The following is a 20,276-nucleotide window of genomic DNA, read 5'->3' as shown; positions in this document are numbered from 1 at the left end:
TGCATATTGCACAAAAAAGCCCAATAGGAATATGGTATAAATATTCCTATTGGGCTGAAGTGGTTCATATAGAAAATATGACTTGCTCAGATGTTCTATTTTATGTTTTTAAGCACATCACTCAGGAAGTCAAACACCCTTGCTGTAGAAGATATGCTCAGACTTTCGTTTGGCGTGTGTACATCATACATGTTTGGTCCTATTGATATCATGTCTATGTCGCCTATCTTCTCTTTTAAAAGCCCGCATTCAAGTCCTGCGTGTATTGCATCTACTTTTAGCTCTTTGCCGTATTTGTCTTTGTAGACAGACATCATAAGGTCTCTTATTGGAGAGTCGGCCTTGTATTCCCATTCTGGGTAGTCTGACTGCTTTTCAACAGTTGCATTGCATCTATTAGCTGCTGCTTCTATCCTGTCGCTTATTTCATCTTTAAGGCTCTTTACAGAGCTTCTTACGGCGCTTTCAAACACTACTTCGCCGTCTTTAAGCTCCAAAACGCCAATATTGCTTGAACTTTCAACAAGCCCATCTATGTCGGCGCTCATTGTTTGGATTCCTGTAGGAATCAAAAGGGCAAGGTCTACAACGTTCTTTGAAGTGGCTTCATCAAGAACTTTTTCAGGAGTTTCTATGTTTTCAATTGAAATTGATATTCCGGGGTCCGAAGTTTTGAATTCGTTTGAAAACTTATCGTGGTATCCTGAGACTATATTCTTGATGTTTTCTATTTCACTTGCATTTGTGACTATTACAGCGTGGGCGTGTTTTGGAATTGCATTCATCTTTTCCCCGCCGGCTATGTCGGCAATATGAATTTTGTCTCCGAGTCCTTTTTGCAGTGCGCTTAGAGTTCTTCCCATAAGCCTTATTGCATTGGCTCTGTTTTTGTTTATCTCCATGCCTGAGTGGCCGCCTGCCAGTCCATCTATTTGAAGCTTTAGTGTGATGTTGTCATCAGAGTCGATGTTTTCCCACTGCAGTGGAAGGTGCACTATCACCCTGACTCCTCCTGCGCATGAAACAGTGGCCTTGCCTTCTTCTTCAGAATCTATGTTTATAAGTATGTCTCCTGATATGTTCTCAGGCTGCAGGTTTATGGCTCCGTCCATTCCAGTTTCTTCGGCAGATGTTATAAGGGCCGATATTGCAGGATGTTTCATGTCTTTTGACTCAAGTATGGCCATTGTCATTGCAACAGCTATTCCATTGTCAGCTCCAAGTGATGTTCCTTCTGTCTTTATTATGTCTCCATCTAGAGCTATTGGTATTGCATCTTTTTCAAAGTCAAATTCAAAGCCGGGTTTTTTTACGCATACCATGTCCATGTGTCCCTGAAGTATTACCTTAGGTGCGTTTTCGTATCCTGGTGATGCTGGTTTTTCTATTATAACGTTGTGTGAGTCTTCCTGGATTGCTTTTAATCCGTTCTTTTTTGCAAAGTCCATAAGAAAATCGCTTACCATCTTTTCATTTCCAGACTCTCTTGGTATTCTTGTCAAGTCCTCGAAATGTGTAAATACAGCTTTTGGTTCAAGATTTGAAAGTATTTCTGCCACTTTCAAGCACCTCCTATTTGAGTATATAGATTTTTCTATTGTTGCTAAAATCTTCTTCTATTATACCTTCTCTAAGCATTTTTTCGATCACTATTTTTGCAGCTGTCTTGGCATTTGTAATTTTAACATGCTCTTTGCTCCAAAAAAGAGAGGCTTTGGTGTTTAGTATAAGGGATTCTATTTCCTTCATTGAAAGTTGTCCGCTTTTTTCGAGCCCCTGTGTTATTTTATTTTGCATTTTCGCATATATCTTATCTATGAGTTCTTTTGACTTTTTCTGCTCCTTAACTATCCCCCACGCCCCGAGAAAAGCTATGGTGAGAGCCAGAAAGAGGACTTTAATTATGAAATCAAGCATTTTGATCATTTGCCTTTTCAAGATGTATGAAATTGTTGTTTCTCAATATGTTTATGTGCATTAAAAGCCTCTCGTAAATAGGATCTACATCTTTTCCGAATTCAGACTTTAAAAGCGAGCCTATTTCATATATGCTGTTTTGCCCGTTTATGGACTTTATTACGAAGCTGCCTATGCTGTCAAGCTTTATGTTCATCTCCTTTGGAGTCTTGCAAAAAAGCCTGACGAGCTTGTCGAAAAAGCCGTCTCTGGGCACTACAATAGTCGCTATTCCATTTTCATCTTCATTCAGGCTTATCTTTTTATTTAGTAGGGGAATCAGTTCAAGCATATTGTCATCTTTAGATATTTTGCTTTTCAAAAATAACACCTCTTTTTCATCGAAATAACTTTGAGAAGAAACTTGTCTGTACATATGATTTCAAGCGCATGCTAAAAATCAACTAATTATTAAGAAGACTAAAAGGGATGAATTCATCCCCTTTAGTCAGAAAATTTCAATCTATAGGCTCGCTATGAAACCTTTTTGAATACCGAGTACTTGGCTAGAGAGAATGTCAAAAGACCAAATGCTACAAGCGCTCCGAGCTGGCCTAGATCGATTCCGAGATTAGTATTTATGCCTACAACTGTAAGAACTGCAAGCATTATGCCAACAAGACCTTCTCCAGCTATAAGACCTGACGCGTAAAGTATTCCAGAGTCTATCTTTTCTTTTATCTCTTCCTGGTTTGCATCTGATTTTTCAGCCCTCTTGTCAAGTATTCCCCTTATTATTCCACCAAGCATTATTGGCGTACTAAGGTGTATTGGCAGGTACATTCCTATTGCTATAGGAAGCACTGGAAGACCAAGAAGCTCTATTGCAACTCCCATTCCCATTCCTGTAAATACTAGAGACCAAGGCAGGTTTCCGCCCATAACCCCTTCTATAACAAGACGCATAAGCGTAGCCTGTGGAGCCGGAAGCTCCTGAGATCCAAATCCCCATGCGTTGTTTAGAAGAGTAAGAACAGCACCTATTGCAAGAGCCGCTGAAACAGCTCCTATAAGCTCGCCTATCTGCTGCTTTACTGGAGTCGCTCCAACAAGAAATCCAGTCTTAAGGTCCTGAGATGTGTCCCCTGACATTGCAGCTATTATACATATTACGGCACCAACGGAAAGTGTTGCTATCATTCCAGGAAGCCCGTCGTTTCCTGTAGCCTTGAATATTATTGCTGTTATTATAAGGGTAGCTATTGTCATACCTGAAACAGGGTTTGACGAACTACCTACAAGTCCGACTATTCTTGAAGAAACTGTAGCAAAGAAGAAACCAAATACTGCTATTATAAGCGCTCCGCCTATTCCAACAGGTATTATAGGAAGCATTGCCATTGCAGCTACAACAGCTAAAGATCCGATAAGAACAAGCTTCATTGACATGTCCCTGTCTGTTCTTATGTCGACTCTCTCGCCCATGTTAGACGAATAGTCCTTCATAGTGTCCTTAAACGTTTGAACTATAAGAGGTATGGTTTTTATAAGATTGTATATACCTCCGAACGCAACAGCTCCGGCACCAACGTATCTTATATAGTTGTTCCATATTCCCCAGTATCCAAGTTCGCTTATAGGAACAGAAGCGGGATACATTACAACCTCTCCTATGGATCCTATGTTGGATATAAGAGGTATTAGTCCGAACCAGCTTATTACCGCTCCTGAAAGCATGTATGCTGATATCTTAGGTCCTATTATGAATCCGACACCAAGAAGCGCAGGAAGTACGTCAGCTCCTATTGCAGCATCTTTGTATCCTGGTATTGTAGTTTCTATTTCACTTGGGAAAAGACCAAATCCGCCAGCTATGAATTTGTATAGCGCTCCTATTCCAAGACCTGTAAAACATGCAGCAGCCTTGTCTCCGCCTTCCTCTCCGGCAAGAAGAACTTCTGCACATGCAGTTCCCTCGGGATAAGGAAGAACACCGTGCTCTTTTACTATAAGGGCCTTTCTAAGTGGCACCATGAAAAGAACACCCAGAATACCTCCGCAAAGAGCTATTACTGTTATTGTCATAAGACTTGGTGCAGGCATGCCTTCCTGCTGGGTCCATATATAAAGCGCAGGCAGTGTGAATATCGCACCTGCGGCAAGTGATTCACCGGCCGATCCGATAGTCTGAACCATGTTGTTTTCAAGTATTGATTCTTTTTTAAGTACTCCTCTTATTATTCCCATAGATATTACCGCAGCAGGTATAGATGCACTTATTGTCATACCGACCTTAAGTCCAAGATATGCATTGGCGCCACCAAATATAACAGCCAGCAGTATACCAAGTATTATGGATGTTCCTGTGAACTCAGGAAGAACCCTGTCTGCCGATATAAATGGTTTAAACTCGGTATCTTTTTGCTGCTTTTTAAGTTGAGTTTCCATCCGTCAACCTCCTCATTTGTAGTTAAGAAAATAGATACATAAAATATAAAAACAATCCAATTGGCCAATGGATAATTTTAGACTATGTTATTTAATGAAAGAATCGTGTATATGTAGCAAATAAATTTAATTTAAATTTAAAATTATATATTATTATTGTACCATCAAAAGTATTTATTATAAATAATTTTTTTTGTAAATTAGAATTTTCAGACTCTTCAGCCGTTTAGACTGATTTATATATCCTGATGACTGAAAGTGTAGCAGTATTAAAAAAAAGTGTCAACAGGACAAATTGTACTGGAAACGAGTACATATTGAATGATATAATCTACCTAACGACAGGTAGGTGGTGTTTTAAATGAATACACGTGAAAAGATAATTGATTCATCTCTTAAAAATTTTTTGATATTTGGATATGAAAATACGTCCCTTTTAAAAGTAGCAGAAGAGGTTGGCATAAAAAAGGCTTCAATATACTATCACTTTAGAAACAAAGAAGAGATTTTCCATGAATCCATAAGATACCTTATATCGACAATAAAAAATACAATAGAGGATTCGGTAGGTGGGAAGTCAAATGCAAAAACAATAATACATTCCCTCATGAACAGTATAATAGAATTTAACTTTCATCTTTCACACATGGCTGGAATTGAAAAATCACATTTTTTAAGTGCGTCAAGACTTATGGAATATGGGCTTAGGGAATTTCCGGATCTGAAAAAAGATGTAGACAACTACTACGACTATATAAAAAACACCCTTATGGACGCAATTCATTCGGGACAGAAGAACAAGGAGATAAAAAAGGAATTCAATGCTGAAATGCTTGCATTTGAAATCATATCCAAGATAGAGGGGTTTTGCCTACTGTCTAGCTCATATTCGAAGTTCAATATAAATATTGTAAGGCAGAGCATGTATGATAATTTGTGGAAGCTCATAGGAGATGAAAACAGCGGGAAGAGGGGATTTTTCAAATACAAGGCAAAGTCCATACCTATATCCACAAGGTGGTAAAAGGATTTGCTGGTTAGAGTGGAATAAAATGCATATTTTCAAAAATCACCATTTTGAGTATGCTCTGAATCTAAAAAGCTCTACTTGAAAGTAGAGCTTTTGGGGGTTGGTAGTATTAAGCATGTACTTCTTTTTATATTTTAAATTTATCGATTAACAGTTGCAACCTTCAGATAACCTTTCTAGGCTTTGTGAATGACTAGACAGTTCTTCAATGGATGCAAGTTGTTCGCCTATCAAGTTATCCATTCTTTCAAGTGGCACATCGAGCAGTATGTTTCCTAGTGTCTCGCCTTTTTTCCCTTCAACAAGTATTTGAACCTTTTTGACGGAGTCAAATTCGGTCAGTGTGTTCACTATGGATGCGAGTGTCATAAGTTCTGAGGCGCTTCCCCCGGAATGGTTGTCTATGAACTCTCTTGAAAAGTCAACATAACAGACTCCATTGGATATTGATATATCTAAAAGCCTTGTGCCAATGGGAATTGCTCCTGCAAGGTTATCATCTATAGGGCCGCGCATGAGCGTCTGCATAGCACCTTGAGCTATTTTGGCATCATCTATAAATATGTTTCTCTTTTCCATATGCACTTTTTCTGCTTTTTTATCTGGAAAATAGATTTTCACATCTACTCTTTTAACATCACCGCTTAAATACAGAAAATAGCTTACAGGAAAAGTTGAATCTTCAAGCTCCAGCAGCTTTTCAACAGATATGACGCCAGCCCCTTCTTTTATAATACGTTCTTCATAATAGCTGCTGTTTATGTCTTCATATCTTACTGTATATTGCTTTAAACCATCTTCATCGATTTCAACTTTAGTGATAATCGAATTTATGCTAGTTCCTTTGCCGCTACTGTCAGTAAGCTTTTCGCTCCAGAACGTGCCTGCGACAAGAGGTGTCTTTATAAGTGTTATCCTGTCAAACTTCGAATCCAGCATTGCCTTTTCAGTTTTTTCCTGGATTAGGCTGTTTTCGCTTATTATATATGTTATATCTATGCCCATGTCCGATTTGCTTTCTCCATCGGAAAGGTCTTCCACTTCGCCTCTTATGAAATATGTCATTTTCTGATATTCATCTTTTATTGAATCTAAAGTCATTTCATGGGCATATTCCGCAAACCCATTGTAAATCCACCTGTAGCCAGTCTTCTGGGGAAGAAGCTTTGAAATCTGGTTTTTTTCATACTTCTTGTTATCTATGCTGGCTACATTAGTAAATGCATTCCAGCCTACACTTTTACCTAATATTTCAGATATGGCCCTGAGAGGCACATATGTAGTTCCATTGTATATGAAATTGTCGGCATTTAACCGTTCACCGTTTACATCTATTTTGGCCTTGTTTCTATATATTGTAACTGTTTCTCCATTATCTTCGCAGTATGCAATGCCAAATGAGAATATTAAAAGTGCTGACAAAGCAAATGCATATAGTCCTATCTTTTTCATATACACTAACCCCCTGCAATAATATTTATAATATTTATATCCATATATAGTGGGAGTAATAAAGTATATTTACTGTAGGGGAATGTAAAAATCAATTATTGTTTGAGTAAATTCCAAACCCATCGGGTATGATAATTCAAATATAAATTATAGATATTGCAAGGGAGGAGTGATTTACTTGGCAGACAAAAAGGATAAGAAGCCCATTAGTATTTACGAAGTATTTGCCTTACATGGTTGTTGATATGGATGAGATAGAGGATTCGGAAAGCAAAAGATACAAAATGGAAAAGGTGACTTCGCTGTGCAGGTGTGGAAAGTCTGAAAACAAGCCTTACTGCGACGGAACGCACAGGGATATTGAATTTAAAGGCTAAATATAATTTTAATATCGACATAAACACAGGGAACCTCTGTTCGAAGAGGTTCCCTGTGCCATTTAAAACCATTGTTTGCATTAATGCGTTGATTTAATTATCTTTCACTTCATTCGTGGGCACGTATTCAGTGTCCAAATATATATAACTTTTACAGGCGTATTAATGCTATTTGCTTGAAGGTTGCGACATTTTGATTGATTTTTCTATGCATTTTTGTACTCCGGATATTACAGAAGCTCTAAGTCCAGTTTTTTCAAGTTCCGCAACAGCTTCTATGGTAGTTCCGCCAGGTGAGCAAACCATGTCCTTTAGCTCTCCAGGATGCTTTCCTGTTTCAAGCACCATCTTTGCAGATCCAAGCACTGCCTGAGCAGCCATTTTGTACGCACTTTCCCTTGGAAGGCCCGCCATTACAGCAGCATCGGCCATGGCCTCTATGAACATGAATACATACGCCGGAGACGAACCGCTTACTCCTATTACCGCATCAATTAGGTATTCAGCTACTACCTGTGTTTTTCCAAAGCTTTGAAGCAGCTGGTCTATTTGAGAAAGTTCATCCTCTTCAACATTTGCATTCGGGCATACTGCAGTCATACCTTCTCCCACAAGAGCAGGCGTATTCGGCATTGTCCTGACTATTTTCTTGTCAGGGCCCACTACCTTTTCGATGTCGCCTATGGTCTTTCCAGCAGCTATTGAAATGACTACTTTTCTTGAATCTATGTCGTTCTTTATTCCTTCAAGCACCATGTCGAATATGTTAGGTTTTACCGCCATGACTATTATGTCTGAATTTTGAGCCACAAATGAGTTGTCTGTGGAAGTGTTCACTCCGTATTCTGCCTCAACAGTCTGAAGCTTTTCAGCGTTCATGTCAGATATAAACACATCAGATGAATCCAAAAGACCCGACTTTATTATACCGCCCATCATTGCTGTTCCCATGTTTCCGCATCCTATAAAACCAACTTTTCTTTGCATAGCATAAACCTCCCATATTATTTTAGTATATAGACTATATTAACCCAAATATGCTGCATCTTAAAATATAAATTTGCCAATGTCCTATAGGCACTGCTCTGTTCTGCCTATTATTTCATCCTGAAGTGATTTGTCTAGATTGTGGAAATAGTCGCTGTAGCCTGCAACTCTTACAATGAGATCCCTGTATTCTTCAGGACTTTTTTGGGCGTTTACAAGGGTCTGCCTGTCTATTACGTTAAACTGTATGTGGTGGCCGTCCATTTTGAAATACGTTCGTATAAGCGCCGACAGCTTTTCAAGACCATCGTTCCCTGCAAGAACTGAAGGAGTGAACTTTTGGTTCAAAAGTGTTCCGCCTGTTCTGAGGTGGTCCATTTTTGAAGCTGACTTTATTACAGATGTCGGACCGTTTTTGTCTGCGCCCTTGCCAGGTGATATTCCCTCTGAAAGAGGTCTTCCGCAGAGCCTTCCATCTGCCGAAGATCCCATTATCGATCCGAAATATACGTGACATGTGGTAGGGAGCATGTCTATTCTGTAAGAGCCGCCTTTCATATTTTTTCTTCCAGTGACTTCGCTGTAAAAGGCATTGAATGCCATAAGCATTATTTCATCTGCGTAGTCTTCATCATTTCCGTATTTTGGAGTCTTGTTCATTATGATATTGTATATCATTTCATGGCCGTTGAAGTCATCGTCAAGTGCGCTCATAAGCTCTTGAATTGAAAATCTCTTCTTGTCAAATACATTATATTTTATTGACGAGAGGCAGTCTGTAAGAGTTCCTATGCCGACTCCCTGTATATAATTTGTATTATACCTTGCTCCTCCACTGTTATAGTCCATTCCCTTTGATATGCAGTCGTCAGTTATGACAGAAAGAAACGGCGCAGGCATATGCTTTGAATATATGCTCTCTATTATGTTGTTTCCCCTGATCTTTATTTCCACAAAGTGGTGAAGCTGCATTTTGAAGGCTTCAAACAGATCGTCAAACGTCTCAAAGTCTTTGGCCTCTCCCGTTTTAATTCCAAGCTGTTTGCCGCTTTTTTTGTCAAAACCATTATGCAGCGTTATTTCGAGTATTTTGGGAATGTTGAGATATCCCGTGAGTATATATGCCTCTTTCCCAAATGCACCGGTTTCTACGCATCCGCTGGTTCCGCCCTGCCTCGCATCTTCAATGCTCTTCCCGGCGTTCAAAAGTTCCTGAACTATTGCTTCAGTGTTGTAAAACGCTGGTTGTCCCCATCCCTTTCTCGATATTTCGCAAGCTCTTTTGAGGAATGCATGGGGAGTCTTTTTGCTTATTTGGACATTTGAACTCGGCTGTAGCAGTTTCATCTCGTCCATTACATCCAGTATTATGTATGAGACGTCGTTCACGCCGCTCATGCCGTCTTCTCTTATACCGCCTGTGTTTATATTTGCAAAATCAGTGTATGTTCCGCTTTCTTTCAGTGTTATGCCTACCTTAGGAGGTGCGGGCTGGTTGTTGAACTTTATCCAAAGGCATTCTAGGATCTCCCTCGCCTTGTCCCTTGTGAGAGTACCATCAGCTGCTTCTCTCTCGTAAAACGGGTAAAGATGCTGGTCAAGCCTTCCGGGGCTGAATGCGTCCCAGTTGTTCAGCTCGGTTGTAACCCCTATGTGTACAAACCAGTACATCTGAACGGCCTGCATGAAAGTCTGAGGAGGATTTGCAGGCACCACGTCGCAGTTTTGAGCTATTGTAAGAAGCTCATTTTTTCTGTTTTGCTCTTCTTCGTTTTGGGCAAGGCTTCTTGCGTAGTCTGCATATCTCTTTCCATATTCTATTATGGCATCGCAGCATATTGACATGGCCTCAAGCTGGGCTTTTTTATCATAGGCCTTGTCATCGCTGTAAAAGTCGAGATTTTCGAGGGCCGTTTGTACGTCTTCCTTGAATCCTAAAAAACCCTTCTTGTACATTTTGCCGTCTGCAACGGTATGACCCGGAGCCCTTTGCTCCATGAACTCGGTGAATATTCCGTTTTCATAGCAGTCTACCCATTCATTTGACATGTGGTCGAATATTTTTTTCCTAATTGAACGGTTTTTCCAGTATGGGATTATCTCTTTCTTCTGGATATTTTTTGCCTCTTCAGATACCTTGAATGATATGTTCTCCCTATTGTCCATGACTTCAAAATCGTCAATAGTGTGGCAGCAAAGCTCTGGATATGTGGGAGTCGACTGAGGACTTTCTCCCTTTTCACCCACTATAAGTTCGCCATCGTTTATGCAAAGCTTTTTGTTTTCCATTATGTGTTTGAATGCAAGAGCTCTCATAACAGGTGTTTCAACGCTTCCTTCATGCTTCTTGTAGGCCTGTGTCAAAAGAACCGCCCTCTCTATGGAAATATGGGGCTGGGTTGAAATGCTTTCTTTCCTCAAAGTCATTGTTCTTTCATTCATTCCTCTGCTCATATTTTATCCTCCTATCTTTGCGTTTAATCCGTATTCCTCAAATATGATTTTTATGTTTTGGAGCTTTTCATCACTTGGTTTTTCAAACTGCAAGGCTACTCCCATTCCAAGCCTTGGATACTTGTAGTTCCCTATGCTGTGGTATGGGAGTAGGCTTACTCCCGTAATTCCAAGTTCTTTTGAAAAAAAGGCTGTTTCTCTTATATTTTTTTCATCGGTGTTGAAACCGTCTATTAGGGGAATCCTGAGCTGCACTTTGCACCCAAGCCTTGAAATAAGCCTTAGGTTATGGAGTATAAGCGCATTGGAAACTCCGGTGTATTCCTTGTGTATATTTTCATCCATGTGCTTTATGTCATACAGGAAAAGATCTACAAGATCTGCGATCTTTTCGAAGCTTTCAGAAGGGGCATACCCGCATGTGTCGACTGTGACGTGTATTTGGGAGTCCTTGCAAAGACTTATGGTCTCATGTAAAAAGTCGATATGGGTCATGGCCTCTCCGCCTGAAAATGTAGCCCCTCCCCCTGATTCTTCATAAAATGGAATGTCTTTTTCTATCTGTGACAAAAGTTCCCTTGAAGACATTTTTTTGCCTGTGATTTCTATGCATGAACTTGGACAAAAATCCACGCATTTTTCGCACATTGTGCACTTTTGGGGATCATATGATATTAACGGGTTGTCAAATGAAATGGCCCCCATGTCGCATTTTGATATGCATATTTTGCACAATGTGCATGTATCGCTGTTGTGAAACATCTCAGGCATATAGGACTGGGTCTCTGGATTGTGGCACCATTTGCATTTTAATGGGCACCCTTTAAAAAATACGGTGGTCCTTATTCCAGGGCCGTCATGGACTGAACATTTTTGTATGTTAGTTATGAATCCTTCCATTTGAATACCTCACTTTCAGATATATTTTTGAAGCCGTCCCTATTCTTTTTCTCTCAAAAAGTTGGGGGTGTTTACAGTTATTATCTTTACTGTCATGGAAGTGTAGTTTGCCCAGTTGTGAATGTCTCCAGAGTCAAAATGGGCGCTGTCTCCGGGATATAGCTGGTACTCCCTGTTTTTGAGGTAAAGGGTTAGTATACCTTCTAGAACGTATATGAACTCTTCACCTTCGTGCTGGTATTCTTTGACATGCTCCCGGCTGTCCCCGGGAAGTATTTCTATGAGCTTTGGTATCATATTCCTTTTAGATGGAGAGTTTGTAAGGTGATAGTGTATGAACCTTCCACCTTCAACCTGAAAGAGCTTTTTCTCGTAGCTTTTTACTACTATGTCGTCGCCCCCAGCGGGAGTTCCTATGAAATATCCCGCTTCTACGCCGAGTGCCTTGGCTATTTTTGCAAGTGAATCAACTGCAACGCTTGTAAGCCCCCTTTCAAGCTGGGACAAAAAACCGGTTGAAAGACTAGTCTTTTCGCTGAGTTCCTTGAGAGTCATCTTTTTAGATGCTCTTACCCTCTTTATGGAACTGCCCACATCTATATTCAATTAAAAACCTCCTTTAACTGTTTGGAATTTGCCGTATTTAAAATTTTCATATGAAACATAGACTAAAGCTGTTCATATATATGAAAATTTATAAGATTATGTTCATGATACCATATTTTATATGTTAATATCCATTATTTATCAAAAAAAATAGTATGCTCACCACACCTGCTCGTTTGACTATTTTCATTAAACAGTTCGATCAAGCGTACTTACCAATATGGCTTTGAATTTTCAAAGAATTTATTTAGTAAAATACGTGTTCTTATGTGTTATGACGGTTTTATCCAGTACCCTGAGGGGGGCAAGGGATACTAAGTTCCCCATGTATTCCGATTTGATAGGCATATAATAAGGGTAATTGAAGTATATATACTGAGCATCAGAATGGGATTTGGACTATCTCTTCAGCTGAAGACAAGTTTGTAAAATGACAATAAACCAGATAGCATTTCGATTCCACATAAAGTTAGAATCGAAATGCTATCTGGTTTACATAATCTTGATACGGTGAAGTTTATAAGGATATTAGATTTTACTACTGCTGTTTGCGGACATCCATGCTTTTAATGAATTCTGGCAGAAATAATGAGTTGGTTTGCATAATTCAAACGCAGTAAACCGATACGCGGATGTCAGTGCGCCACGAAAGCGCGTCCAAGTAGCGTAAGCTATTTGAAGACAGCTATGCTGTACAGATGATGGTGGCGGGCCCACCGAAATCGCCATACAGGTGGAGGTTTCAAACCGCCTTAAGGTGCTGTGGTCAAAAGCTATGGTATTGAGCGTTAAGGAAAAGGCAGCGATAGCTGTCAGGTGTGTGTTAAGGAGATGAATGAGCATGTGAACCACTTACGGAAATGTCGAAAGCGTAGAGATTCCATCAAAACCAGGGGGTAGTCGTTAACCTGGGATAAGCTTAGAGGAAACCTGTTTACTGTCTAAGTGGTGGGCGGCATAGAGGTGGCATGAACTTAACATAGGCGTCTGTATGGAACGTGGGAACCCACGGACTGATGTTAAGGAAGTATTTCAAGCGGAAGAACCGCAAGAAAAGAGTACCGATGCAGTCATGGGGGCAGATTGGATTGTAGTAGTGAAGAGGTTTCTGTAATGGAAATGGAGCGAAGAATCCAAATTATCCTGTTTCTAAAGTAGGTCAACTTTGAAAGGAGGAGGAACTTATTGAAAGAAACAAAGCCGTTTAATATTTCAAAAAGTGCCGTGAAACTGGCATATAAGAAAGTGAAAGCAAATAAGGGGACACATGGAGTTGATGAACAATCAATAGAAGATTTTGAAAAGAATCTAAACAATAACCTATACAAAATCTGGAACAGGTTGTCATCGGGAACCTATTTTCCTAAACCGGTAAAAGCTGTAGCAATTCCCAAGAAGAACGGAGGAACAAGAATACTTGGTATCCCCACGGTCGAAGATAGGATTGCACAAATGGTGGCAAAGTTATACTTCGAACCATCAGTAGAGTCTATGTTTTATGAGGATTCTTATGGTTACAGGCCAAAGAAATCAGCAATACAAGCAATAGAAAAGACAAGAACAAGATGTTGGAGGAAAGACTGGGTACTGGAGTTTGACATCAAGGGGCTGTTTGATAACATCAGGCACGACTATCTAATGAAAATGGTAAAAAGGCATACAAAGGAAGGGTGGATTATACTCTATATACAAAGATGGCTTACAACACCATTTCAAATGGAAGATGGCACAATAACATCTAGGACATCTGGAACTCCACAAGGAGGAGTTATAAGTCCAGTTCTTGCGAATCTATTTTTACACTATGCATTTGATGATTTTATGGCAAAAGAATTTCCAACTATACCCTGGGCTAGATATGCTGATGATGGAATAACCCACTGTGTATCATTAAAACAGTCAAAATATCTGCAAAGAAGACTCCAGAGAAGAGTTGAGCAGTGTGGACTGCAGTTAAATCAAGAGAAAACAAGGATTGTCTATTGTAAAGATGATGATCGAAAGGGAGAATACCCCAACATATCCTTTGACTTTCTTGGGTATACGTTCAGGCCAAGACGCTCAAAGAATAAATACGGAAAGTATTTCATTAACTTTCTACCCGCGATAGCGGAAAAAGCAAAGGTAGCAATTCGTAAATCACTGGAAATTTGGAATATTACCAACGGCTGGATGATGGGAGCCGTATGAGCTGAGAGGTTCACGTACGGTTCTGAGAGGGGCTAAGGGGGAGGTTCCTTTGGCCTGCTTACTTCATCTGTATTCATTTACTTTTTAGCTTTTGCTCTTCAAATAAGTTTATCATAGCAGCAAAAATCTCCGTCCACCCCGGCGAATTGCACTGTGCCTATGTACTTGAATCCACATTTCGTAATAAGCGAGTTCATTTTTGCATTCTGAGAAGATGTATCTACCCTTATATAGTTCAAATCTTTTGCAACTGCCAGTTCGTCTGCAAACTCCATAAGCTTTTTTGCAAGCCCTCTTCCTCTAAAATTAGGATTTACGCCCATCCTGTGTACTACAAGGGCCTTTTGGTCAATAGACCATTCAAGCTCTTTATATTCAGGAGCTTCCACGCAGTTCAAGCATATGAAGCTTGCAATTTTTCCATCTAGTTCTTCGACATACAGGTTGCCTTTTTCCATATCGTCTGTAAAGTCATCTGGTGACGGATAACTCTCATTCCACTGGTAGTTTCCGTATGAATTCATCTCTTTTACTATCGCCTTTATGATTTCCATTATTCCGTCCAGATCTTTCGGTGTTGACTTTCTCATAAATACTCACTCCTATTGCAGTATATTAAGTTGAATCTTTGAGCATTGCAATTGAAACTTCGTGTGTACTATAATACCACATTTTGATTCAGCGTGTATTTAAATATTAAATTAATTTCGAATAGATTAAGTTGGTTTATACATGTCTATTGCATAGTCAAGACGATTGCTCCGGCAGCAAAATTGACATTTTTGACATGCGGCAGCAGTTAAATTTAGAGCATTCCACATTCGATATATATGCTTTGTTTTGAGTCGAAATCACCAGCTACTTTTATTGATTTCTCCCAGTTGACAAGGTAGACCCTGCTACTATAATTGATATGGGGAGTTTTATCAAGCAGGTCTTTTAGCGGGTCTCTTTCATTTATCCCAATAAGAAAAAAAGTATGACTATTGGCGCATTGTGAAATGCCATTTAAAAATACATTGAATATTTCTCTGCTGCCGCCTTTTATAGCCCAAAATGACAGGGTGGAAAAATCAAGGATGCTGTCCAGTTTTGGAAGGGCGGGGTAGCCGGCTATTGGAAGCAGAGTCGAAATCGGATGCAGTAGTTTAAGTAACCCGCCGTATTTTTTGACAATATACTGCTTATAACTTTGCTGGTTCCACAGCGCGCCACAGGCGAGAATTTCATTTTGACGGCTAAAAAGCAAATGGAAGTCATCGTAATTTAGACCCGGAATACAATTGTGTGTAATCAAGTCTTCGGTTATTTGGGGGTAAAAATGCTTTTTCTTGCCTTCAGCATTTAAAAACTCTATTATTTCAGGTATGTCGCCTTTGGATGCACGTCTAAACGTAAATCCATCCTTAGTCCTGCTTTTCTGCCTTGGATTTGCCTTTAAAGCATAGACGTTATAATTGCAAAGAAACTCATAGTGCGGAATGGAAGCTCTCTTTTTCTCGAAAATCCTTTGGGCGTGTTTGTTTTCTTCCAAAATCGTAGTGTATATATAGCGTATACCCATTTTCTCCAAGAGGGAATGTATAAAGGCATAGCCCCGTGGAATCAAGGAGTAGGCCTTTCTGTACCCCTTTTTTATCCTAAGACCAAATAAATAGCCTACCTTTTCTTCTTTGCCGTTTATATATGCCATTCTACAGGCTAATGCACCCATTCCTGCAATTGCTGAATTATGAGTATCCCGACAGACAAGCATATGCACTTCATCGCCCTCTTTCATAAAGGAGTCATATGCATTTGGCCTTCGCGTATAGCAGATTGATATGTTCCCCTTGAAATCGTCCTCTTCAAGTATGTTTAGGATTTCCTCGCTGTCTTTGGGACTTGCAAGTTCAAATATAAACCGTTTACTTTGGAAATTCATCAAGACCACTCCCTATGGGCATGCTTAATTTTCTGTCCACTTCAAGCTTCAAATTTATGTTTTGGCTTAAAAATATCATCGAAAGCAGCGGGTCGGGATTTCTCAAAAGAAGTTTAGTCCACCTTTTAAATATTGAAGAGTACTTGAAAAAATCCCTTCTCGCCTTGGCGCATCTACACGAAAGCTCTTCGGGAGACATGTTCCTGGGGATGAAAGATATGTCTCCATACTTATATCCCGGCTCAAGCCACCACTTTTCGCTAGTCAGCCTCTTTTCATATTTTAGCCGTTCATATAACGGTGTTCCGGGAAACGGAAGCAGGTGATTGAATGCCGCAAAGAAAAAATCATGATTTAATGAAAATTCAACCGCTCTTTCAAACGACGAAGGGGTGTCGTAGTCGAATCCAAACACAAATGTTGCGTAAATACTTATGCCTGCGTCGTGAATTCGCTTAATCAGCTCATCCCTTTCCCCTATTTTAAGGCTCCAGTCCTTTTTCATTTGATTTAAATTTCTCTCATCTAGGGATTCAAACCCAATTAAAATAGTATCGCATCCGCTTTTTTTCATGAGCTTTAAGAGATCCTTGTCCTTGGCCATGGTCAGTGAGCCCTGGCTTGTCCACTTTATATTAAGCGGGGCTATAGCGGAAAACAGCTCCTTACAATGTTCTGGATTTGCCACAATATTGTCGTCAACCAGGAAAAAATATCTGCCATTTGATTTTTTAATGTCTTCTATCACACTTTCAATTGGCCTTGGCCTGTAATTTGAGCAGTAGTATGATGAAATCGCACAAAATTCACAGCTAAAGGGGCATCCACGCCCTGTCTCAACCAATGACAATGGTAGATACTTCTTGTCAGCATATATGCTCCTGTCAGGGATGGAATTCAAAATTTGAGGTCTGCCACTATACATCTTCTTCAAATTTCCCCTTTTGAAGTCTTCAATCACAATTTCCCATATGGTTTCAGCATTTCCAGATAAAACGGCATCCGCGTATTTTACAGCCTCATCTGGTAGTAGTGTTACATGATAGCCGCCCATTATTACCTTGACGCCTCTTTTTCTAAACTCTCCGCTGATTTGATATGCCCTTTTTGCAGTGTAAGTCTCAACGGAAATCACGACTAGGTCGGTAGGGGTATTATAGTCAATTAGCTCTAATCTGTCGTCGAAAAACTCTGTTTCAATGTCATTTGGAGTCAGCTTCTTTAGAGTTGCAATTGTAAGGGGTTCCATTTTCCAAGTCTTTATATACTTTTCATTTTCCTTTTTACCTATGCCTGGCAAAATAAAAGTTATTTTCATGTCATTTCTCCTGTTCCATGTTATTTAAGCCGAATATCATTCCCTGCTTTTTGAATACCTCTTTCCTAAAAAGCGGGTTATAGCTGGCATATATCGCCAACCTGTAAAGTGAACTCATATTTGTTTTAAAATCAAAAGCCCGCTTTATTATGGAGGCCGGGCTGTTGAAAATTTTACGAGCTTCAAAACAAGCCTCAGTCAGTTCGTCTGCTGACATATTTTTTGGCTCATATGCTGCATAGTTAAATCTATACTCGGGATGCAGCCACCATTTTCCATCGTATAGCAGCCTGTTTTCCTCTTTTAATTTTTCATAAAGTGGTGTTTGAGGATAGGGCATGAGTATATTGAATGCCGCAAAACAAAACTTGTTATTCACAGCAAATTCAAGGGTTCTCTTTATGGAGTCTAGAGTGTCAAAATCATGTCCTAGTGTAAAAGCTGCCCACAATTGAAGTCCGTGGTCACGTAAAATCTTAAGCTGTCTATCGTATCCGTCAAAGAGATTGAGGTTTGGAGTTTTGTTCATCCACTTAAGGTTTTTGACATCGATTGACTCAAATCCAACAACATGTCCAAGACATCCGCTTTTCACCATAAGATCCATCAATTCCTTGTCCTGAGTCATATCTATGCTTGCCTGGCTGACCCATTTCACATTCAGTGGAATTAATTCGCGGAAAAGTTTTTTTGCAGCATCGGGATTTGCCACGATATTGTCGTCCACAAAAAATATGAGATTCCTTTCCTGTGATTCAATCTCCCCTATGACTTCTTTTACATCCCTAAAGCAGTGAGTCCTGTTAAAATAAACACTTGTGACACAAAATGAGCAGTTATACCTGCAGCCCCGGCTAAACTGCGTGAGAGTGATTGGCAGGTACCCCTTCCCCTTAAAAATGTCCCTTCGAGTATATACTCCAGGATGGGGTATGCCAATGCCGCCCGCATAAACTTTATTAAGCTTTCCTTTTTTAACATCATCTATAACGGCATGCCAAAGCTTTTCAGCATCACCTATGAATATTGAATCTGCATGCTCAGATGCCTCTTCAGGCATAAGCCTGACGTGCATGCCGCCTAATATCACTCTGACACCGCGTTTTCTAAACTCACCTGCAATTTCATAAGCTCTTCTAGCTGTGAATGTTTCTACAGTGACCGCAACAAGATCTGTTTGGCGGTCATAGGGGATTGCTTCCATCCTGTCGTCGTACATCTCCAATTCCAATTCTTCAGGTGTAAGAGCAGCAATAACGCCTAGCTGCAGTGGCTCCATTCTTGCCTCGTCTACATAGAGGCTGTGTTCCATTTTGCCTATATTTGGCTTAATAAGCGTTATCCTCATTTGCCACCTCCAAAACATCCTCGTCTTTCATGTCATCTCCAAGCAAAATACCTTGCTTTTGGAAAATTTCCCTCCTCGATATGGCGTTTGAAACCAGGAATATGGACAAATTGCCTATGCTTGAACAATTTGCCTTAAAGTCAGTAACGCGCTTTAAAATAGAGCTGTAACTGCTAAACTTGTACCTTGCATATTTGCAGCCTTCCGTCAGATCAAAGGCGCTCATTCCAGCGGGGTTAAACATGGCCTTGCCATACCTGTATTCGGGATCCAGCCACCATTTGTCGTATATGAGACTGCCTTTCAGTTTCATCCTGGCATAAAGATCTGTTCCAGGCATAGTCATCAGAGGGTTGAAATTCGCCAAGGCAATTTTGTTTTTTATCGCAAATTCTAGGCAAGCTTCAAAAGAGTACTGCGTATCGTAGTCGTATCCCAAAATAAAAGTGCCGTAGACCATGATGCCGTGTTCGCGAATTTTTTTGATAGCCAGTGAATAATCGCTATTTTTTATATTGACTCCCTTACCCATCTGCAACAAATTTCTTTTGTCTAGAGACTCAAAGCCTATGAGAAGAGTCATGCAGCCGCTCTTTGCCATGAGCTTAAGCAGCTCGGGATCATTTACAATATCAATACTTACTTGGCTGGTCCAGCGCACCTTTAACGGTATGAGTTTAGTAAAAAACTCACGGGCCTTTTTCCCATCAATGCATATATTGTCATCAACTATGAATATGTGCTTTTTGCCCAAGTATTCAATTTCGGCAATTACTTCATCTACAGGCCTTTGCCTGAGACTGTTCCCGTAAAAAGCATTGATAGAACAAAAGTCACATGAATACTTGCAACCCCTTCCAAATTGAACAGGATAGATGGGGGCGTATTTTTTGCCCTTGAATATTGATCTATCGTATACAATTCCATTAAGTGAATGAGGCTTGTCTTGCCTGTATACCTTCGATAGTTTTTTGCTTGCGGCATCTTCAATTATTTTTTCCCATATCCCTTCAGCGTCGCCAATAACCACGCTATCTGCAAATTTAAGCACCTCATGAGGAAGAAAACTTGGATGAAAGCCGCCCATAATTACAGGCAAACCCATTTTTTTATATTTTAATGCCAGCTGGTAAGCTCTTCTTGCTGTAAAGGTTTCCACTGACAAGACAACTAAATCAGTATTTATATTCTCGGGTACTTTTTCTATTCTGTCGTCGTAAAATTCAATTTCAACATTATCGGGCGTAATGCCTGCGAGTATTGAAAATGCTAACGGTTGAAGAGCATCTGCCGCTTTATATATGCTCATGTTCGGCCTTATAAAAGTAACCTTCAAATTAGACACT

At 39.9% G+C, this 20,276-nt stretch carries 18 protein-coding genes; 4 read left to right on the top strand and 14 right to left on the bottom strand.

Features of this window, described 5'->3' with window-relative positions; genetic code table 11:
- Positions 1-95 precede the first annotated feature (95 nt).
- The 4 genes from BUQ87_RS00700 to BUQ87_RS00685 all read right to left on the bottom strand — a co-directional run bounded on the left by BUQ87_RS00700 (position 96) and on the right by BUQ87_RS00685 (position 4,344).
- Positions 96-1,559, bottom strand: coding sequence for an aminoacyl-histidine dipeptidase (locus tag BUQ87_RS00700; protein WP_038261096.1), 1,464 nt, complete (start codon positions 1,557-1,559; stop codon positions 96-98).
- A gap of 13 nt (positions 1,560-1,572) precedes the next feature.
- Positions 1,573-1,926, bottom strand: coding sequence for a hypothetical protein (locus BUQ87_RS00695; protein WP_207647160.1), 354 nt, complete (start codon positions 1,924-1,926; stop codon positions 1,573-1,575).
- On the bottom strand, positions 1,910-2,278 hold the full coding sequence (locus BUQ87_RS00690; protein ID WP_052635858.1) for a PqqD family protein: 369 nt from the start codon (positions 2,276-2,278) through the stop codon (positions 1,910-1,912). The genes BUQ87_RS00695 and BUQ87_RS00690 overlap by 17 nt, the downstream gene beginning before the upstream one ends.
- Positions 2,279-2,430: 152 nt before the next feature.
- On the bottom strand, positions 2,431-4,344 hold the full coding sequence (locus BUQ87_RS00685; RefSeq protein WP_038261103.1) for an OPT family oligopeptide transporter: 1,914 nt from the start codon (positions 4,342-4,344) through the stop codon (positions 2,431-2,433).
- Positions 4,345-4,705: 361 nt separating this feature from the next.
- Here BUQ87_RS00685 and BUQ87_RS00680 point away from each other — a divergent pair, with 361 nt between their 5' ends.
- Positions 4,706-5,368, top strand: coding sequence for a TetR/AcrR family transcriptional regulator (locus BUQ87_RS00680; RefSeq protein WP_038261107.1), 663 nt, complete (start codon positions 4,706-4,708; stop codon positions 5,366-5,368).
- A gap of 153 nt (positions 5,369-5,521) precedes the next feature.
- Here the strand turns inward: BUQ87_RS00680 and BUQ87_RS00675 are convergent, their stop codons facing one another.
- Complete coding sequence (locus BUQ87_RS00675; RefSeq protein ID WP_052635859.1) at positions 5,522-6,826, bottom strand: GerMN domain-containing protein; 1,305 nt, start codon at positions 6,824-6,826, stop codon at positions 5,522-5,524.
- A 233-nt stretch (positions 6,827-7,059) separates the two neighbouring features.
- On the opposite strand from BUQ87_RS00675, the gene BUQ87_RS00670 reads away from it, so the two are divergent.
- Positions 7,060-7,203, top strand: coding sequence for a CDGSH iron-sulfur domain-containing protein (locus BUQ87_RS00670; RefSeq protein ID WP_074209998.1), 144 nt, complete (start codon positions 7,060-7,062; stop codon positions 7,201-7,203).
- A gap of 168 nt (positions 7,204-7,371) precedes the next feature.
- Here BUQ87_RS00670 and proC read toward each other — a convergent pair whose 3' ends face one another.
- The 4 genes from proC to BUQ87_RS00650 form a co-directional block, all read right to left on the bottom strand.
- On the bottom strand, positions 7,372-8,190 hold the full coding sequence (gene proC / locus BUQ87_RS00665; protein ID WP_038261111.1) for a pyrroline-5-carboxylate reductase: 819 nt from the start codon (positions 8,188-8,190) through the stop codon (positions 7,372-7,374).
- An 84-nt stretch (positions 8,191-8,274) separates the two neighbouring features.
- The gene (gene hypD, locus BUQ87_RS00660) at positions 8,275-10,644 is read right to left on the bottom strand and encodes a trans-4-hydroxy-L-proline dehydratase (protein WP_038261115.1); all 2,370 of its coding nucleotides are present in this window, start codon (positions 10,642-10,644) and stop codon (positions 8,275-8,277) included.
- Between the two features lie 3 nt (positions 10,645-10,647).
- Positions 10,648-11,544, bottom strand: coding sequence for a glycyl-radical enzyme activating protein (locus BUQ87_RS00655; RefSeq protein ID WP_038261118.1), 897 nt, complete (start codon positions 11,542-11,544; stop codon positions 10,648-10,650).
- Between the two features lie 39 nt (positions 11,545-11,583).
- Positions 11,584-12,150, bottom strand: coding sequence for a helix-turn-helix domain-containing protein (locus BUQ87_RS00650; protein WP_038261120.1), 567 nt, complete (start codon positions 12,148-12,150; stop codon positions 11,584-11,586).
- A 220-nt stretch (positions 12,151-12,370) separates the two neighbouring features.
- Between BUQ87_RS00650 and BUQ87_RS15795 the strand changes: the two genes are divergently transcribed.
- On the top strand, positions 12,371-12,502 hold the full coding sequence (locus BUQ87_RS15795) for an MATE family efflux transporter (protein ID WP_077216424.1): 132 nt from the start codon (positions 12,371-12,373) through the stop codon (positions 12,500-12,502).
- A gap of 833 nt (positions 12,503-13,335) precedes the next feature.
- Complete coding sequence (gene ltrA / locus BUQ87_RS00640; RefSeq protein ID WP_330391162.1) at positions 13,336-14,340, top strand: group II intron reverse transcriptase/maturase; 1,005 nt, start codon at positions 13,336-13,338, stop codon at positions 14,338-14,340.
- Positions 14,341-14,438: 98 nt separating this feature from the next.
- Here ltrA and BUQ87_RS00635 read toward each other — a convergent pair whose 3' ends face one another.
- From BUQ87_RS00635 to BUQ87_RS00615, 5 genes are all read right to left on the bottom strand, one after another.
- Positions 14,439-14,930, bottom strand: a complete 492-nt coding sequence (locus tag BUQ87_RS00635) for a GNAT family N-acetyltransferase (protein WP_038261122.1) — start codon at positions 14,928-14,930, stop codon at positions 14,439-14,441.
- Positions 14,931-15,145: 215 nt separating this feature from the next.
- Complete coding sequence (locus BUQ87_RS00630) at positions 15,146-16,264, bottom strand: GNAT family N-acetyltransferase (protein WP_038261125.1); 1,119 nt, start codon at positions 16,262-16,264, stop codon at positions 15,146-15,148.
- Positions 16,248-17,582 (bottom strand): B12-binding domain-containing radical SAM protein, encoded by a 1,335-nt coding sequence (locus tag BUQ87_RS00625; RefSeq protein WP_038261128.1) that lies wholly within the window; start codon positions 17,580-17,582, stop codon positions 16,248-16,250. The genes BUQ87_RS00630 and BUQ87_RS00625 overlap by 17 nt, the downstream gene beginning before the upstream one ends.
- 1 nt (position 17,583) lies before the next feature.
- Positions 17,584-18,930 carry a B12-binding domain-containing radical SAM protein gene (locus BUQ87_RS00620; protein ID WP_038261131.1) on the bottom strand — a complete coding sequence of 449 codons (1,347 nt, stop codon included), beginning with the start codon at positions 18,928-18,930 and terminating at the stop codon, positions 17,584-17,586.
- On the bottom strand, positions 18,911-20,266 hold the full coding sequence (locus BUQ87_RS00615; protein ID WP_052635860.1) for a B12-binding domain-containing radical SAM protein: 1,356 nt from the start codon (positions 20,264-20,266) through the stop codon (positions 18,911-18,913). Before BUQ87_RS00615 ends, BUQ87_RS00620 begins: the two co-directional genes overlap by 20 nt.
- Between the last annotated feature and the right edge of the window lie 10 nt (positions 20,267-20,276).

It is taken from the genome of Peptoclostridium litorale DSM 5388, assembly GCF_900141635.1.
Lineage (GTDB): Bacteria > Bacillota > Clostridia > Peptostreptococcales > Peptostreptococcaceae > Peptoclostridium > Peptoclostridium litorale.
Note: the sequence above shows the minus strand (reverse complement) of the source record. Positions and strands in the feature narration are given on the sequence as shown.

Coding starts and splice junctions, on each gene's coding strand:
- BUQ87_RS00675 (WP_052635859.1), bottom strand. CDS start 6,826: ATGAAAAAGATAGGACTATATGCATTTGCTTTGTCAGCACTTTTAATA.
- hypD (WP_038261115.1), bottom strand. CDS start 10,644: ATGAGCAGAGGAATGAATGAAAGAACAATGACTTTGAGGAAAGAAAGC.
- BUQ87_RS00620 (WP_038261131.1), bottom strand. CDS start 18,930: ATGAGGATAACGCTTATTAAGCCAAATATAGGCAAAATGGAACACAGC.
- BUQ87_RS00625 (WP_038261128.1), bottom strand. CDS start 17,582: ATGAAAATAACTTTTATTTTGCCAGGCATAGGTAAAAAGGAAAATGAA.
- BUQ87_RS00630 (WP_038261125.1), bottom strand. CDS start 16,264: ATGAATTTCCAAAGTAAACGGTTTATATTTGAACTTGCAAGTCCCAAA.
- BUQ87_RS00695 (WP_207647160.1), bottom strand. CDS start 1,926: ATGATCAAAATGCTTGATTTCATAATTAAAGTCCTCTTTCTGGCTCTC.
- BUQ87_RS00680 (WP_038261107.1), top strand. CDS start 4,706: ATGAATACACGTGAAAAGATAATTGATTCATCTCTTAAAAATTTTTTG.
- BUQ87_RS00655 (WP_038261118.1), bottom strand. CDS start 11,544: ATGGAAGGATTCATAACTAACATACAAAAATGTTCAGTCCATGACGGC.
- proC (WP_038261111.1), bottom strand. CDS start 8,190: ATGCAAAGAAAAGTTGGTTTTATAGGATGCGGAAACATGGGAACAGCA.
- BUQ87_RS00670 (WP_074209998.1), top strand. CDS start 7,060: ATGGTTGTTGATATGGATGAGATAGAGGATTCGGAAAGCAAAAGATAC.
- BUQ87_RS00635 (WP_038261122.1), bottom strand. CDS start 14,930: ATGAGAAAGTCAACACCGAAAGATCTGGACGGAATAATGGAAATCATA.
- BUQ87_RS15795 (WP_077216424.1), top strand. CDS start 12,371: ATGGCTTTGAATTTTCAAAGAATTTATTTAGTAAAATACGTGTTCTTA.
- BUQ87_RS00685 (WP_038261103.1), bottom strand. CDS start 4,344: ATGGAAACTCAACTTAAAAAGCAGCAAAAAGATACCGAGTTTAAACCA.